This window comes from Clostridium sp. CCUG 7971 (genome assembly GCF_017590215.1).
Classification (GTDB): Bacteria; Bacillota; Clostridia; order Peptostreptococcales; family Peptostreptococcaceae; genus Faecalimicrobium.
Genome location: NZ_JAFFPK010000072.1, coordinates 17,590 through 32,893 on the forward strand (window position 1 = coordinate 17,590; position 15,304 = coordinate 32,893).

A 15,304-nucleotide genomic window follows, 5' to 3' on the forward strand; every position below is an offset into this window, starting at 1 on the left:
CCAAAGTTTGATTGATATTGTAAATAAGTGCATATAAAGGAGGGCGATGCTCTATGAAAAGAATCTATTATTTAGATAGTATTATGATGGCAATATGTACAATGCTTTATTTTGTATTTTTTAAGGATATTAAAAATATATTTTACTTTTTAATATTTTCAAGTTATATTTTATACAATGCATACATAATTTCTCGATTGCGTTTGGTTAAGAATTTTGATAATGATGTTAAAATGAGTCCTAAATTCAGTGCAGGAAGTATCTATTTATTTTTAGGAAAGCTACTATTTATACCAATTTATGTGTATGATCAAGAAAATACAATAGTATTTATGTTATTTTATTTTATGATTATGTCTTTCTTAGTTCTTGAATATACTTATATTGATGATAACAAAATAATAAAGTTGAGCGGAAAATATATTTCATTAAAAGATATATCTTCATATAGAATTATTGGTAATTACAACGAATACATATATCTAGATATTTATTGCAATTCAAAAAGAATATTTAATTGTTCTCCATCTAAAAAGAATTTTGATTTGTTTATTAAAGAACAATTTGAAAATCATAATTCTATATAATATTAGTTATATCTCATATAAATTTATTATTTTAAATAAAAATGGATTAATAATTAGTTGCCAATAAATGAAAATATTATTTTCTTTAACATCATATTATGTTAGTGGTTTTAACATATTACGAATCAAAGTATATAAAAAATAGCTAGACTTTGGATGTTCCAATAATTCTAGCTATTTTTATTGCTTATTGTCTAACATGCCTTAAAATTATATCTATAAGGATAAAATAAATAACTAATAAAATTTTAAACTAAATATAAAAATGATTAACTTGTTGTAATTTACATTAATAAGCAATATACTTTGATATATAAATTAAGGTATTTATATATTATAGTAAGGGGGAATCTATAATGAATAAAATTGCTTTTATAGGTGGTTTACTCATTGATGGTACTGGAAAAGATTCTATTAAAGACTCTTTGGTATTAGTAGTCGACAAAAAAATTGAATACACTGGTCCTAAAAAGGATTTTGAAAGAGATTACATAAAGGTTGATATATCAGGAAAAACAATTATGCCTGGTCTTATAGATAGTCATCTACACTTCTCTGGCAATCTCACAGACGATGATAGTGACTGGATTTTAGAAGATTCTATTCAAAAAACAGTTGTTGCAGTCCAACAAGCTCATGAATGCCTTGAACATGGTCTAACTACTGTTGGTGAGATTTCACGTTCAGGTTTACATATTCGTAATATGATTGAAGCAGGTATTATGCAAGGTCCTCGTATAGTAGGTACTGGTTTAGGATTTTCACGTACTTGTGGTCATGGTGATTCTCACAAAGTTCCTTTATGGTATAATAAACAATCTCATCCATGGGCTGAACGTGTTGATGGACCATGGGAACTTCGAAGAGCTGTTAGAAGAAGATTAAGAGAAAATCCTGATGCTATAAAAATTTGGTCAACAGGTGGTGGTATCTGGAGATGGGATAAAAAACTTGACCAACACTATACACTTGAAGAAATTCAAGCTGTTGTTGATGAATGTAATATGGTAGGTATCCCTGTATGGTCACATGCTGAAGGTTATGGTGGTGCACTTGATTCAGCTAAATCTGGTGTTCATCTAATTATTCATGGCCAAACACTTAATGATGAATGCTTAAATATAATGGCTCAAAAAAATATTTACTTCTGCCCTACTATTCAATTTCTTAATGAATGGTTTAAAACATATGCTCCACCGTATATTCCAGATGTGCATGATCAATACCCAGGTGACACTGTCGCTGAAAAGGAATTAAATCGTGTTTATGATAATCTTAGAAAAGCTAAGGAAAAAGGAATAGGATTAACTATTGGTTCTGACTCATTTTGCTCAAGCTTAACACCATATGGTATAACTGCTATTGGAGAAATGTATTCATTCGTTGAAAAAGCTAACATTTCACCTATGGATACAATAATGGCTGCTACTAAAGTAGGGGCAAAAATGCTTAAAGTAGATGATATTACGGGTACTTTAGAAAAAGGGAAATTTGCTGATCTTCTAGTTATAAATGGAAATCCTTTAGAAAATATTCGTGCAATAGCTGTTGAAAACATGGATATTATAATGAAAGAAGGAACTATTATAAAGAACTCCTTTGTAAAAAGTACTTTCTAATATAAATAAAAATAGTCTTAGTAAGTATTATCACTTGCCAAGACTATTTTATTTGCTATAACTTGTTTAGACTAATTATTTACACCCCTATTTTTATTGAACTTATATAGATGAATTTCAGTTAAAACTATAGGTCCAAATAAAATTAATATTTCTGCTATGTAATAAGCTATACTTGGAAGTTTCAAATTCATTAAATTAGTTAATCCGATAAAACCAATAGAAAATATTAAAGACATTGTACAAGTCTTATAAATATAAGCATTTGCCTCTTCCCAAGTTTCTTTATCTTTCATCGCAGAACCAATTTTATAACCCGCATGTATATTAGGATATTGTTTGTAGTCATCATGTAAATATTTACAAATCGTACCCACAAAATACATAATTATCCCCAAACAAATTATTATCATTTCCTCTTTTCCTCCCCTATAATCAGATTGATAATATATAATAATCGCTAACTTACCTTTATTATAACATTCACCCAATATACACACTATATTTATAACATTTTGTTACTTTTTATTTTCTTGAATATATTTATATTACTTTAATACACAAGTTTTTCACATATTTTGAGGTATTATAATCTACTTGTAATTAAAAAGTGACTTCTTTCTCAAGCACAATTTGGTAACAATATGCAGCATATACACCCGAAGCTGAAAATCCCGTATTTTCATTTGCTGGAATAATAACTTGCTTTAATCTCCATCCATTTTTGGCTTCTTTATGAATAATACTTTTACATTCTTCAAAAGTATCACCAGATTTAACTTTAAACCCTTTCTTTAATGGCACTTCTATAAATTTATACTCATACATATAAATTTCCCCCTAACTATAAATCTATATTTATTAACTAATCAAAATTCAAAAATAAATAGTTCTTCAATCGAAATATTTAGCTCCTTTGAGATTCTAACTGCTAATTCAAGTGAAGGATTATACTTAGCATTTTCTAAACGAGCAATGGTTTCTCTTCTAACATTAACCTTAATAGCTAGTTCTTCTTGTGTCAATTCATTAAATTGGCGGTATTTTTTTAGATTGCTAATAAACTTTGTCATAGTGTTTTATGATTTCATATCAAATCTATAAGTTAAAAATGCCCATAGATTAGCAGATACCGCTAAAGTTAATGCTATTATTAATAGTTGGGTTCTGCAAAGTATCTCAAATGTTAAATTAGGTTGTAAAAAACTTAATAAACTTAATGTAAATGCTATTATAGAACATACGCTAAAAGATATTGTGCCAGCTTTATATTTGTTATACTTTAAACGCTCATCCTCAAATTGACCCAATTTAGCCCACCAAAAATCAGAAAAATATCCCCAAGAAGCAAACCACAATAAATCAGCAGGATCCCCATTTATTCCTGAAAATCCTCTAAATCCAAAAAACCGAATAAACCAAATAGAAATAAATATTTGCTTGACTTTCTTTTTTCCATAAATAACCTACCCCTTCACGTGATATATTTGTATCCTTTTGTGATAAATATATTACGCCAAAGTCAATTCTAGAACTAAAAAGTTATTAATCTTTAATAATATTTTTAGTCTCCTTGTAATTAAGGAATAACCTATAAAATAGCACACTTCATAAACTATAAATATTAGCTTCAAAAATGTGCTTTTGATTTCATATTTAGTTTTAATAGTATTCTATATACTTTTATGTATCCCCTTACCTAATTAAATATGTATATAAAAAGTTATGTTTTTTCGAGAACTTAAAATTATTTAAATATTAATCTCAATATATATATATTATTCTCTTTATTTCCCATATTTATAGTTGTTGATTTTACATGTTGATATCCTAATGAATCCCAAAATTTTCTTCCTTTAATATTTACTTCTACTACTCCTATTTGTTGAAAGTAGAAGTAAACCCATCGTCCAAGTTCCATTGCTAGGATAGTTTTTAAATATATCCACCATACCAATTAGAAAAACAGTTAAGTAATAGAACATATAGTTAAATAATACTAAAAAATAGTCCCTATGGCTATTAGGACTATTTTTAGTATTATTTAACTTCTTCTGCTATAACATCAAAGTTAACTCCATTTAAACAAATACTATATCTCTTCTTTTCTATAACTTCAAACTTTTCTATATTATTTTTTATCTCTTTAATATTGTCTTCAAACTTTTTTAATAATCTATGAGACTCATAAATATCAACTTCTTTAAAACGTACCTTATCTCCTGGATTTAGCTGTGACAACTTACATAAATCAACACTTATAACATTTCCAATTTTAGTATATCCACCAACAGTTTGTCTATCTGCCATCATTATTATAGGTTTACCATGACCAGGAACTTGTATTGCACCAAAGGCTATACCATCAGAAACTATATCTGCGCCATTTAAATGTTTTATAGCTTCACCTTCTAGCCTATACCCCATTCTATCGCATTCATTGCTAAGAATATATTCATTTGAAAAAAGCTTTAAAATTTCTTCCTCATCAAACATATTATCTTGAGGTCCTCTTATAACTCTAAACTCTACGTTATTTTCATAATTTTTTATATAATCCTTTTTAAGAGTAGAAATGTATTTTCCTTCACCTTTTCCTAGCTTAATATAATCATTTTCTTTTAAAGCTCTTCCTTTAAAACCACCTATCTTAGCCTTTGTATAAGTAGACTTACTTTCCATTACTAAAGGAACATCAATTCCACCTTCAAAAGCTATATAAGCTCTACACCCTTCACTAGCTCCACTAAAGGATAATGTTTCTCCTTTATTAACAACATAACTTCTCCACATATCCAATTTAACACCATTTAACATTGGGCCTAAATTTCCACCAGTTATAGCAATAACAGTTTTTTCATCAAATGTTATAGTCGGTCCCATAACAAGAGTTTCTATACAAGCTTCATACTCTTTATTTCCAACTAAAATATTGGCAACTCTCAAAGAAAACTCATCCATACTACCAGATGCTGATACTCCATATTGTTGATATCCAATTCTTGCTCCACCTTGGATAAGACTTAAAAGTCCTTTGTTTTTAACAGTAAATCCCATTAAATTTCACCTCCTACTTTAGAAGCTATACTATCAAACTCTCCCTTAGTTATAGGTTCAAATTTCACATAATCTCCTGCACTTAAAAGTATAGGACTTTCATTTGTAGGGTCATATAGTTTTATTGGCGTTCTTCCAATTAACTGCCATCCACCAGGACTATCTATGGGGTAAACTCCTGTTTGTTTTCCTGCAATTCCAACAGAACCTGCTGAAATTTTCATTCTTGGATTTTCAAGTCTTGGAGTTTCTATTCTTTCATCCATTCCCCCTAAATATGTAAATCCTGGAGTAAATCCTAGCATATATACTAAATATTCTCTTTCACTGTGAATTTTTATGACTTCTTCTATTGATATGTTATTATGATTTGCTACTGTTTCTATGTCTTCTCCGTATTCCCCTCCATAAAGAACAGGTATTTTTACAACATTTTTATCAATCTTATCTACTGATTCTAAATTCTTCTCCAAAGATTTAATAGAATTTATAAACTCATCAAAGTTAACTTTTAATGGGTTATAATTTATCATAAGAGATCTATAAGTTGGTACCATCTCATAAATTGCATCCATCAAAGGTGAATTTTCAATAGTTTTCATTAACTGAATAACCTTTTTATTTATAGATTCATCTATAAAATCTCCAAACTCAACTACTATAGACTTATCTCCTGCTAGTAAATACTTACTTTCCATGATTATCCCCCTAAACAAATAACTTAGTAATATCTTTTAAAGAAATTATTCCACCAACAGCAGTTACTATAACTACTATTATTCCTAAAATAAGTAACCACTTGGGATGTTTATAATTTCCAACTATCGATTCTTTTTTAGAAGCTATTAATATAACTCCTAAAGTTATTGGCAGTATTAATCCATTTAAAGAACCTGCTAGAACTAATAGACTAGCAGGCTTTCCTACTAATGCCATTATTAAAGTAGATGCAAATATAAAAAGTATTATAAATTTATTTTCGTGATTCTCTATAAATGGATGTAGAGTTTTTATAAATGAAACTGAAGTATAAGCTGCTCCTATTACAGAAGTAATGCTTGCACACCACAATACTAACCCAAAGAATTTATATCCTATATTTCCTGCACCATACTTAAATGCTGATGCTGCTGGATTTTCTGGATCTAGAGTAAGTCCTTTTGAAACAACTGCAAATATAGCCAAAAATAAAAATATTCTGACTATAGTAGCTACACTTATTCCTAAGATTGATGATTTAGTTATATCTTTTAAATTTTCTTCTCCAGTTATTCCTGCATCAATTAATCTGTGTCCACCTGCAAAAGTAATATATCCTCCAACACTTCCTCCTAAAAGAGTTATTATAGGAAATATTAAATTAGATGGATTTTCTGGTATAAAAGTTCCCTTTGCAACTAATACAATATCTGGCTTATTTATTACTGCAACATAACCTACTACTATGATAACTACAATAGCCAAAAGTCTTGTCAATTTATCTATAACTGGTCCTGACTCTTTTATTAAAAATATAGCTATTGATATTAATCCACACGCAATAGTAGATATTGTTACATCAGCATTAAACATAACGTTAACCCCAAGGGCAGCTCCTCCTACGTTACCTATATTAAATGCAAGTCCACCAATCCCAACTAAAATTGCTATAAAATAACCTAATCCTGGTAAAACTCTATTTGCAATATCTTGACCTCTAAGGCCTGAAACTCCAATAACCCTCCATACATTTAACTGAGCTCCTATAAAAAATATAGTAGTAATTAAAACAACAAATCCAAAATTAGTTCTATATTGATTTGTAAAAGTTGCAGTTTGAGTTAAAAATCCTGGACCTATTGCTGAAGTAGCCATTATGAAAGCTGCACCCATAAGAGCTGTAACATTATTTTTACTAGACTTGGATTTAGCAATAGTTTTATCCATAAATTAATCCTCCATTTATATCTTCACTTATAGAAACTATATTTATATCTTCATTTTCTAAAGCTTCTTTTATACTCTTTACAAATTCAATAGCTTTTGGATTATCTCCATGAACACAAATAGAATCTGCCTTTATACTTATATCCTCCCCACCAATGCTTTGAACTTTACCTTCTTTGACCATTCTTATTACTCTACTTATTGCCAAATCCAAGTCTTTTATAACAGAGCCTTCTATCTTTCTTGAAACCAAAGTACCATCACTGTTATATGCTCTATCTGCAAAAACTTCACTAGCAACTTTTAATCCTACTTTTTCTCCACATTCTATCATCTTGCTACCAGAAAGACCTAATAATATAATGTCTTTATCTACTTCATAAATAGCCTCGGCTATTGCTAATGCTAATCCTTCATCTTTTGCTGCCATGTTATAAAGTGCTCCATGTGCTTTTAGATGTTTTACTTTTGTATTATTTGACTTTGCAAAAGCTATTAGTGAACCTAATTGGTATTTTACATAAGCCTTAGCTTCCTTAGGTGTTACTTTCATTTCTCTTCTTCCAAATCCCATAAGGTCCATAAATCCAGGGTGAGCACCTATTGATACATTATTTTTCACTGCATTTTTCACAGTTTCCTCCATTTGTAATGGATCTCCTGCGTGCCATCCACAAGCTATGTTTGCTGAAGTTATATATTTTAAAACTTCTTCATCCATACCTAGTTTGTAATTTCCAAAGCTTTCTCCTAAATCACTATTTAAATCTACTTTGTACATTGTAAGCCCCCTTTTTCACAACTTTTTTGAAATTGTTTTCCTTTATAAAAAATTTCTATAAAAAGAATAAAGTATGACTAAATTAATCTAATTATAGTCATACTTTATTTATTTCTCTATTAGTTTTTCTATACCCTTTTGATAAGCTTAGTTAGTTTTTTAACATATATATTCTGTACTTTTATTTAAAATATTGTAGGGATATTTATTTCTTTTTACTTTTTACCATATTGAATACTATTTGAATAAATACTACTAATATTAATCCAAATCCTATTATCTCAACTATTCTTGCTACTTGATTATAGCTATACTTTAATTCGTCTACTAAGCACATTCCCCATATAAATAATAATCCGCTAGTTTGAATCAAGTTTAATAAATTACATCTACTCTTTCTTAAGTATAAAGAATATACTGATGTAACTGCTACCAAAGCTATTATTATTCCCATTGCATCATAAACTTCTAGTACAACAGGTATATCTCCAGTTAATATCATAAATACTGCCCATGTTAAAGCTAAGAATATATTAATAGATAATGATATTATTATATCTAAACCTTTATTCATATTTAATTCCCCCTTTTATGTAATTGTTTATATAGTATAGAATTATATATTATAACAGTATTTTCTTGAATGTAAGTATAAATAACTGGAAAATTTCACATTTGGTGTTGATTATAAATTAGCTTCAACAGGTATTTGTATTTCAGTTAACTAATCTTTCTCATCTTCTTTATTCCAAATACCATCTATATATGATTCTCTTGGATTGCCTATTAATTTATATTTATAAAACTTATAATATATTGTAAATAATAGGTTTATGCTATAATTACTTTATATGAATAATAGCAACACTTTTAGGAGGTATAATTATAAATTTAGATAATTGCAAACTTGTTAGCTTAGATAGTGAAATATTAAAACATATATGTTTATGGAGATATGAATCCCCCTATAATATATATGATTTACATTTAAATGACTATTTGAAAAATAATTGCTCTTGGGGAGTTGAACAATTTGCTTTAGTAGAAAGTGATAATATAATCGCATACGTATCATGTCAAATAATACAAGAAGATATGTGGGTTGGATGGTCTTTAAGGCCCGATTTATGTGGACTTGGAATAGGTAAAGACTTTGTAAGAAAATGTATAAGTAGATTAATTGTGTTAAAAAAACATTATACAAAAGATATATTTTTAAAAGTATGTAGTTGTAATACTCGTGCTATAAAAGTTTATAAAAAGTTAGGTTTTGTACATTATGATAAATTTATAAGAATTGAAAATAATAAGCATACTGAATATAGTATAATGAAGTTGAGTGTTAAATAGGAGCATTGCTCCTATTTTTATCTTTAATAAAATATATCCTATTGTAAATATATATACTCTCAAACTAGAGCTTCCTATTTCAAGTTAATATAATAAAAAGTTGTATATGAAAATCAATCTATGTTTTATATACATATTAGAAACTATAAATTCTGCTATAATTAAATTAACAATCGCTATAAGTTTCGAATTAGATTTAAGCATTAATTCTAAGTGAGGTTTAAATATGAGAAGTGCTATTTTAGAAAAGGGTGAATCTTATTTTACTTATATGAACAAAATTTTTAATGCAATAGAAGATAAACAGTTAAAATATAACTGGTTAATTACTAATTGTGAATGTTATCCTACAGATAAAAATATTAATGAATTATTTTCAAAAGAGTATATTTGGATATCAGGTAAACAACTTACAGAAATCATATCTAAAGAGGACTTTCAATTTGTTTGGGGTGTTTTTTCAGGATTTTCTAAAGATATTACTTTTGAACAGGTGCTGAAATATGATTTACCTTTTGCAGATGGATATGAAGATTTTTTGGTGAAGAATATAGATATTCAACATCCACTAGCAGAAGTAGAAATCGTCGCTTGGGATAGTTCTCTTACTTTATTAATTAGTAAGGATGACAATTTAGTTGAAAAGTTTAGACGTAATCTTCCTTTGTCTGAAGATTTGTCAGAACTAAATACAAGAAATAATATGTAAATATAATTCATAATATTATTTTTTATGAACATAAGGAATGTAATCACATTAAAAATTATTACTTTCTTTTTTGTTTAAAAAATTAAAGAGATGTTGTCATAGGATTAAAGTTTTTACACTATATTTTACAGATATCCTAATAATTTTAACTAGGGTGCACATACCACAATGATACTTGCTGAACTAGAGTTGATACAAAAGCATTACCAATTGTTACTGAGAACTCTTCTTCTTTTTTTCTGGTTATATTGAAAGCATAAGCTTATATAAAGCTTGGTATATGTGAAATTAATAATAATTTAAAAAGACTATGTTAAACAATATTATTGTTAAATTATAAAATTAAAATAGCTAACATTCGTTAACTATTTTAATTTATATATATTGAATTTAATCATAGTATATAATATTTTAGATATCCTAGTATTAATAAATGTAAAGGATAGAATATATAGAATATCCATTTTGCATTTTTATATTTTCCTAAGTATCCATTATACTGTGATAATAAAGGAATTGAAAGTAATAATCCAAATTGATAAGCTTGTTCCCACCAAATCCCATCATATATATTTAACAGTCTCATAATTGGATTAGAAATCAAAATCATCGAAACTATCCAAAAGCCCATAACTTGATTTTTAAAGTTACCATAATTTACTCCAAATACTAATATCCATAATACTGCAATATATCCCCAATCTCCTACCATTGAAATAATGCATATGCCAAATATGATAATTAATTTTATGTATTTTTTTATATTTTCGCAGTTCCAAACTATAAGAGCAATTAACCCAAGAAAAAGAGTAAATATTACGCTTGTCGGAAACTGTATTTGAATCTTAATATTTTCTCCAAATGAAATAGGGGCTACTCCTGTTGCAAAGAAGAAAAATGAGTAATGACATATTATTGCAAATGTTAAAAGTCTTAAAACATATTTTTTAATATCTCTAGTTTTATGATATCCTTCTGCTATAAAGTAGCACATAATTGGCATAGTTATTCTGCCTATTGTGTGCATTACTTGACCTAATATGCTCTGATTTGAAACTAATACTACTGCTATATGGTCTATAAACATCGCTATTATAGCAATAAATTTTAATTGATTAGCAGTTAAATTTTTTAATGTAAATTTTGACGTAACATAATCCATTAAGTTCCTCCTATATATCAATATTATTTATATATTGGATTTAATTATAGATAAATTTTCTTAAGAAAAAGTACATATAAATCTTAAGTTTTTCTTAAAGTATGAAATGTTTTTAATGCAAAATATTTTATACAATATATATCTATAACTTCCTTTACTTATCGATATATATTGCAATAATAGTATAAAGTAGGAGGTAATTTAACATAATCAATTTCTTTTTATTCCTTAATTAATTCTATCATTTTTTCTAATGCATCTTCTCCATCCTCTACCTTAATATGTGGTTCTAGTACTTTTTAAGAATCTTTAGTTTCATCTGGTCTAAGCCATTTTACAAATGAAATTTGTCCTTGTATCTCAGAGTTTTCAAGTATAAAAGGTATAACATTTCCAAATGAAGAAGGTGTATTTCTACTTGGCTTACCTACTAATATACCTAACTTACCATCTTTAACTAAAGTTGCTAACCACTGAGCAGAGCTAAAAGTCTTTTCATTCATAAGTATATATAGTTTTATATTCTCATTTTTAACTACATCATTACTTCTTTTAAAGGTTTCATAACCACTAGATTTAAATTCTTGGTACATTTCATTTACTAGTTTTGAATATCTTTTTACTCCTCCAAAACTTCCAGCTTTTATTTTTAGAGATTCAAGTATCATCTCACAAGCTGTTGAATCACCACCTGGGTTATCTCTTACATCTATAATTACATTTTCAAGATTATCTAAATTGTTATTTAAGTACGATATTACCTTTTTTAAACTATCATTAACTTCACATATACCAAGCTTTACATATGCTGTGCTTTCATCAATATTTTTAGCATAGATATCATAATTGGATTTATTATATCTATCATAACCTTTAAATTCTACTTTCATTTCATAGTTGTTTTTTCCATCTTTAATACTTAATACTATATCTTTTGATGTATCAACACCTGCACTGGTTAATACTAACTTTTCTTTTGACATACTGGAGTTATTCACATACTCATCTACATGGTTTTCTGCTGGAAAAGTTTCATCTATTACTTTTATAATATCTTCAACACTAACATTATTTATTGATGTAACAATTTTATTTGTAGGTTTGTTGTTATCATCTAGCAATACTAAGTTTTTATCTATATACTTCCAATTAATATCTAAAAAGTTTGCTACTTGAAAGCCAATACCTGTATGCCCATCTTCTATTGATGATGTATACTTACTAAGGGCTAGTTGAAATTCCCCTATTGTCATTTCTTTTTTTGTATCTTTTATGAATTTATTTTTAGCTTCTTCATATTCTTTTGGTACTTCTTCTAGAAATATTGGGTGAGTACTTTCCATAATGTCTATCATTTTATTTCTATCTTCTTTTATCTCTTTTTTAGTCAGCTTAACATCAAGTTCTGATTCTCCTGTAATAATAGAATTATTTTCTTTATTTACAAAAGCTATTATAGTTAAAAATGTTAAACTTAACAAAATTATTGTAAACCACTTACTATTTATTTTTTTCATATTCTCCTCCATTTATAAAAATAATTATTAATTCAGTTTGTTTTAACTATTTGATGAATAGACAACTTATAGTAAAATTAAAATATATATCATCAGCTGTTATATAAACTAAAAATGTCACTTGGGGAATTTCACATTGGGTAATGAATTAAATGATTTAAATAAAAAATTGAAAGAATGGAAATGGCTTATACCTTTAATATTTTTAGTTATTACAGTTTCTAAAGGTTTTATTATAGATATTATAGGTAGAAATACTTACAATATTATTATTTTTTCTATTATATTTTTATTTGGTGCTTATTTAGAATATTCTCTTATCAAAGCTATCAAAAGTTATAAAGATTTCGAATTTAAAATTCTAGAAAAAGAAAAAAATTTTATAATTACTTCTATTTTAATTTTTATTACAATGATTTACATTGCAGTTTTATTAATAATCTAGTTGTTAAAATATATTTTAGTTCAAAATAAATAAACTTTCAATATATTACTATATTATTTTGTAACTTATTATAAATAATTCTTAAATACATTAAAATAAAGGATAAACCAATGGTTTATCCTTTATTTTCATATATTTATTATATTAGTATCTTTAAAAATATTATTAAAATTATATAGTTGTTTTAATTATTTTTTATTAAATCTATTTTTATTTGTTGGTCGTATCTTAATTTTAAGTCATTACCTGTAAATGTAGACACTTTCTTTATTTTTGATACATCATCAGAGTCTTTTTGAAGATAGTGTATAACAGTATATCTTCCTGTGTGTCTATCTAGTGATTCTTCTATTCTACTACTTATACTTATTTCATTTCCATTTTCATCAAAGAACCAAAAGTTTGGATAATAAGGAACTACTCCATCTTTGTAAAAAGTATACCTTATTTCCTTATCACTTATTTTTAAATCTTCTAATACTAGATTTCCATATTTACTAGTTTTAAATACTATCGGTAAATTATCAATGCTTTTAGGTTCTAGCATATGATTTTCTACACTATCATCAAACTCTATCGGTACTAAAGTTAATGATTTTGTATCTTTATTAGCTTTTAAAAATTCATGTGATGCTGTAATCTCTCCATTTGCATTAGGTCCAAAACCACCTTTATCAACTACATCTAAAGACTTATTATTTTCATCAAATAATGCAAATGAATTACCTATCATAGGTCTCCAGTCGCCGAAGACTTTATTAGATTTTTCTTTTATATTTATTTTACTCGCAAAAGGTGATATACTTACCTTTTTAATATCTAATTTATGTTCTACATCTACTTTCTTGCCATTGTAGTCATAACTTAAATTTACATTCACTTTCTTATTTATATCATAATTGTAAGTATGTTCTTTAGAATCTGTTTTATCTGCACTAACTTTTATACTCCAATTACCTTCTTCTTTAAAGATCTCATTAACTTTAATTTCAATTTCTGAATTATCCTTTATATCTTGATTACTTACATCAACTTTTCTCATTCCCTTTAACTCTTTATCAGATACAAAAGTTGCTTCATGTTCAACTAACCCATACGGTGTTATATTTTCACCATTCATAAATACATCTGGTATTGGATTTGCAACATATGGGTCTTTATACGATTCATCTATATTTTTTATGTTTTCATTACTTTTTACAGTGTAAAAAATATTTATGTAATTATCATCAATAGATATATTATCAACTGTAAATTCTATATTTTTATCTTTCACACTTTTATTTACTACACTACCAAAGACAGTAAAATCTTTTTCATCTGGTTTATATATAGAATTTTTATTATGATTAAAGTACTCTATAATATTTTCTATAGCAAATACTGTTGTAATAGTTAGCGCTGATATTGTTGCTACTAATATCGCTACTTTAAATGGTCTTTTCTTCTTAGATTTTGGGTTAGCTATATTATCTAAAATATCATTTATACTATTATCAACATTATCCGGTATTTCAAAAACTTCACTTTCTGCTAAATGTTTAATTTTTCTATCAAAGCTATCCATAAGTTATACCTCCTCTTTTAGTAAAACTTTTAACTTTTCTTTAGCTCTATATAATCTTGATTTTACAGTCCCCTCAGATATTTCTAGCACTTTGCTAATATCTTTTATACTCATATCTTCATAGTAAAATAAGACTATTACCGAACTAAATTCTTCACTTAAATCACCAACTATTTCTCTAAGGCTAGAATAATTTTTATCTGTATGCACTAGATTTAAACTGTTCATATTATCAACTAACTCTAATCTAGAATTTTTTCTTATTAAGTTATAAGATTCATTTGAAACTATCCTCATTATCCAAGGTTTAAAGCTTTCTTTATCTCTTAACTTATCCTTATTTTTATAGGCTTTAAGTATTGCTTCACTTATAGCATCTTCTACTTCTGTATCATTTTTTAATATGCTTTTTGCAAATCTATATAAAGATACTTTATTATCCTGTATTAAATCTACAAACTCTTCTTTTGTTATTTCTTTCTTTTTTATATTTATTATTTTTCTACTAATATTGGCGCCAATACTAAACACTTCATCACCTCCTACATATATAAGACCATTTGTAATTGTCAAAGGTTCCCGAA

19 protein-coding genes are annotated in these 15,304 nt (G+C 26.9%); 5 read left to right on the forward strand and 14 right to left on the reverse strand.

Features of this window, described 5'->3' with window-relative positions; translation table 11 throughout:
• The first annotated feature begins 53 nt into the window (after positions 1-53).
• Positions 54-587 (forward strand): hypothetical protein, encoded by a 534-nt coding sequence (locus JWF52_RS10310; RefSeq protein WP_208333476.1) that lies wholly within the window; start codon positions 54-56, stop codon positions 585-587.
• 425 nt (positions 588-1,012) lie between these two features.
• Complete coding sequence (locus tag JWF52_RS10315) at positions 1,013-2,206, forward strand: metal-dependent hydrolase family protein (RefSeq protein WP_353654921.1); 1,194 nt, start codon at positions 1,013-1,015, stop codon at positions 2,204-2,206.
• A 71-nt stretch (positions 2,207-2,277) separates the two neighbouring features.
• Here JWF52_RS10315 and JWF52_RS10320 read toward each other — a convergent pair whose 3' ends face one another.
• From JWF52_RS10320 to JWF52_RS10365, 10 genes are all read right to left on the reverse strand, one after another.
• On the reverse strand, positions 2,278-2,619 hold the full coding sequence (locus tag JWF52_RS10320; protein WP_208333478.1) for a hypothetical protein: 342 nt from the start codon (positions 2,617-2,619) through the stop codon (positions 2,278-2,280).
• Positions 2,620-2,809: 190 nt separating this feature from the next.
• Positions 2,810-3,034 carry a DUF4177 domain-containing protein gene (locus tag JWF52_RS10325; RefSeq protein ID WP_208333479.1) on the reverse strand — a complete coding sequence of 75 codons (225 nt, stop codon included), beginning with the start codon at positions 3,032-3,034 and terminating at the stop codon, positions 2,810-2,812.
• Positions 3,035-3,075: 41 nt separating this feature from the next.
• Positions 3,076-3,279, reverse strand: coding sequence for a helix-turn-helix transcriptional regulator (locus JWF52_RS10330; protein ID WP_208333480.1), 204 nt, complete (start codon positions 3,277-3,279; stop codon positions 3,076-3,078).
• Positions 3,280-3,285: 6 nt separating this feature from the next.
• Complete coding sequence (locus tag JWF52_RS19860) at positions 3,286-3,516, reverse strand: hypothetical protein (protein ID WP_502711252.1); 231 nt, start codon at positions 3,514-3,516, stop codon at positions 3,286-3,288.
• Between the two features lie 437 nt (positions 3,517-3,953).
• Positions 3,954-4,127 carry a hypothetical protein gene (locus tag JWF52_RS10340; protein ID WP_208333481.1) on the reverse strand — a complete coding sequence of 58 codons (174 nt, stop codon included), beginning with the start codon at positions 4,125-4,127 and terminating at the stop codon, positions 3,954-3,956.
• 119 nt (positions 4,128-4,246) lie between these two features.
• The gene (locus tag JWF52_RS10345; protein ID WP_208333482.1) at positions 4,247-5,263 is read right to left on the reverse strand and encodes a 5-oxoprolinase subunit C family protein; all 1,017 of its coding nucleotides are present in this window, start codon (positions 5,261-5,263) and stop codon (positions 4,247-4,249) included.
• A complete protein-coding gene (gene pxpB / locus JWF52_RS10350) occupies positions 5,263-5,961 on the reverse strand; it encodes a 5-oxoprolinase subunit PxpB (RefSeq protein ID WP_208333483.1) in 699 nt (232 codons plus the stop codon). Before pxpB ends, JWF52_RS10345 begins: the two co-directional genes overlap by 1 nt.
• Positions 5,962-5,971: 10 nt before the next feature.
• Positions 5,972-7,189 carry an NRAMP family divalent metal transporter gene (locus JWF52_RS10355; RefSeq protein ID WP_286184104.1) on the reverse strand — a complete coding sequence of 406 codons (1,218 nt, stop codon included), beginning with the start codon at positions 7,187-7,189 and terminating at the stop codon, positions 5,972-5,974.
• On the reverse strand, positions 7,182-7,970 hold the full coding sequence (locus JWF52_RS10360) for a LamB/YcsF family protein (protein ID WP_208333484.1): 789 nt from the start codon (positions 7,968-7,970) through the stop codon (positions 7,182-7,184). The genes JWF52_RS10355 and JWF52_RS10360 overlap by 8 nt, the downstream gene beginning before the upstream one ends.
• Positions 7,971-8,175: 205 nt before the next feature.
• Complete coding sequence (locus tag JWF52_RS10365; RefSeq protein WP_208333485.1) at positions 8,176-8,544, reverse strand: hypothetical protein; 369 nt, start codon at positions 8,542-8,544, stop codon at positions 8,176-8,178.
• A gap of 365 nt (positions 8,545-8,909) precedes the next feature.
• On the opposite strand from JWF52_RS10365, the gene JWF52_RS10370 reads away from it, so the two are divergent.
• Both JWF52_RS10370 and JWF52_RS10375 read left to right on the forward strand, forming a co-directional pair.
• Positions 8,910-9,320: a GNAT family N-acetyltransferase gene (locus JWF52_RS10370; protein ID WP_353654922.1), complete on the forward strand. Its 411-nt coding sequence runs from the start codon at positions 8,910-8,912 to the stop codon at positions 9,318-9,320.
• A gap of 226 nt (positions 9,321-9,546) precedes the next feature.
• The gene (locus JWF52_RS10375) at positions 9,547-10,029 is read left to right on the forward strand and encodes a DUF2691 family protein (protein WP_208333487.1); all 483 of its coding nucleotides are present in this window, start codon (positions 9,547-9,549) and stop codon (positions 10,027-10,029) included.
• A 394-nt stretch (positions 10,030-10,423) separates the two neighbouring features.
• Here the strand turns inward: JWF52_RS10375 and JWF52_RS10380 are convergent, their stop codons facing one another.
• Positions 10,424-11,191, reverse strand: a complete 768-nt coding sequence (locus JWF52_RS10380) for a TraX family protein (RefSeq protein ID WP_208333488.1) — start codon at positions 11,189-11,191, stop codon at positions 10,424-10,426.
• A gap of 299 nt (positions 11,192-11,490) precedes the next feature.
• Positions 11,491-12,708 carry a S41 family peptidase gene (locus JWF52_RS10385; RefSeq protein WP_208333489.1) on the reverse strand — a complete coding sequence of 406 codons (1,218 nt, stop codon included), beginning with the start codon at positions 12,706-12,708 and terminating at the stop codon, positions 11,491-11,493.
• A gap of 136 nt (positions 12,709-12,844) precedes the next feature.
• Between JWF52_RS10385 and JWF52_RS10390 the strand changes: the two genes are divergently transcribed.
• Positions 12,845-13,153 (forward strand): hypothetical protein, encoded by a 309-nt coding sequence (locus JWF52_RS10390; RefSeq protein WP_208333490.1) that lies wholly within the window; start codon positions 12,845-12,847, stop codon positions 13,151-13,153.
• 184 nt (positions 13,154-13,337) lie between these two features.
• On the opposite strand, the gene JWF52_RS10395 is transcribed toward JWF52_RS10390, so the two are convergent.
• Together JWF52_RS10395 and JWF52_RS10400 are read right to left on the reverse strand one after the other, a co-directional pair.
• Positions 13,338-14,720 carry a DUF4179 domain-containing protein gene (locus tag JWF52_RS10395; RefSeq protein ID WP_208333491.1) on the reverse strand — a complete coding sequence of 461 codons (1,383 nt, stop codon included), beginning with the start codon at positions 14,718-14,720 and terminating at the stop codon, positions 13,338-13,340.
• A gap of 3 nt (positions 14,721-14,723) precedes the next feature.
• On the reverse strand, positions 14,724-15,251 hold the full coding sequence (locus tag JWF52_RS10400) for an RNA polymerase sigma factor (RefSeq protein ID WP_208333492.1): 528 nt from the start codon (positions 15,249-15,251) through the stop codon (positions 14,724-14,726).
• Positions 15,252-15,304 lie beyond the last annotated feature (53 nt).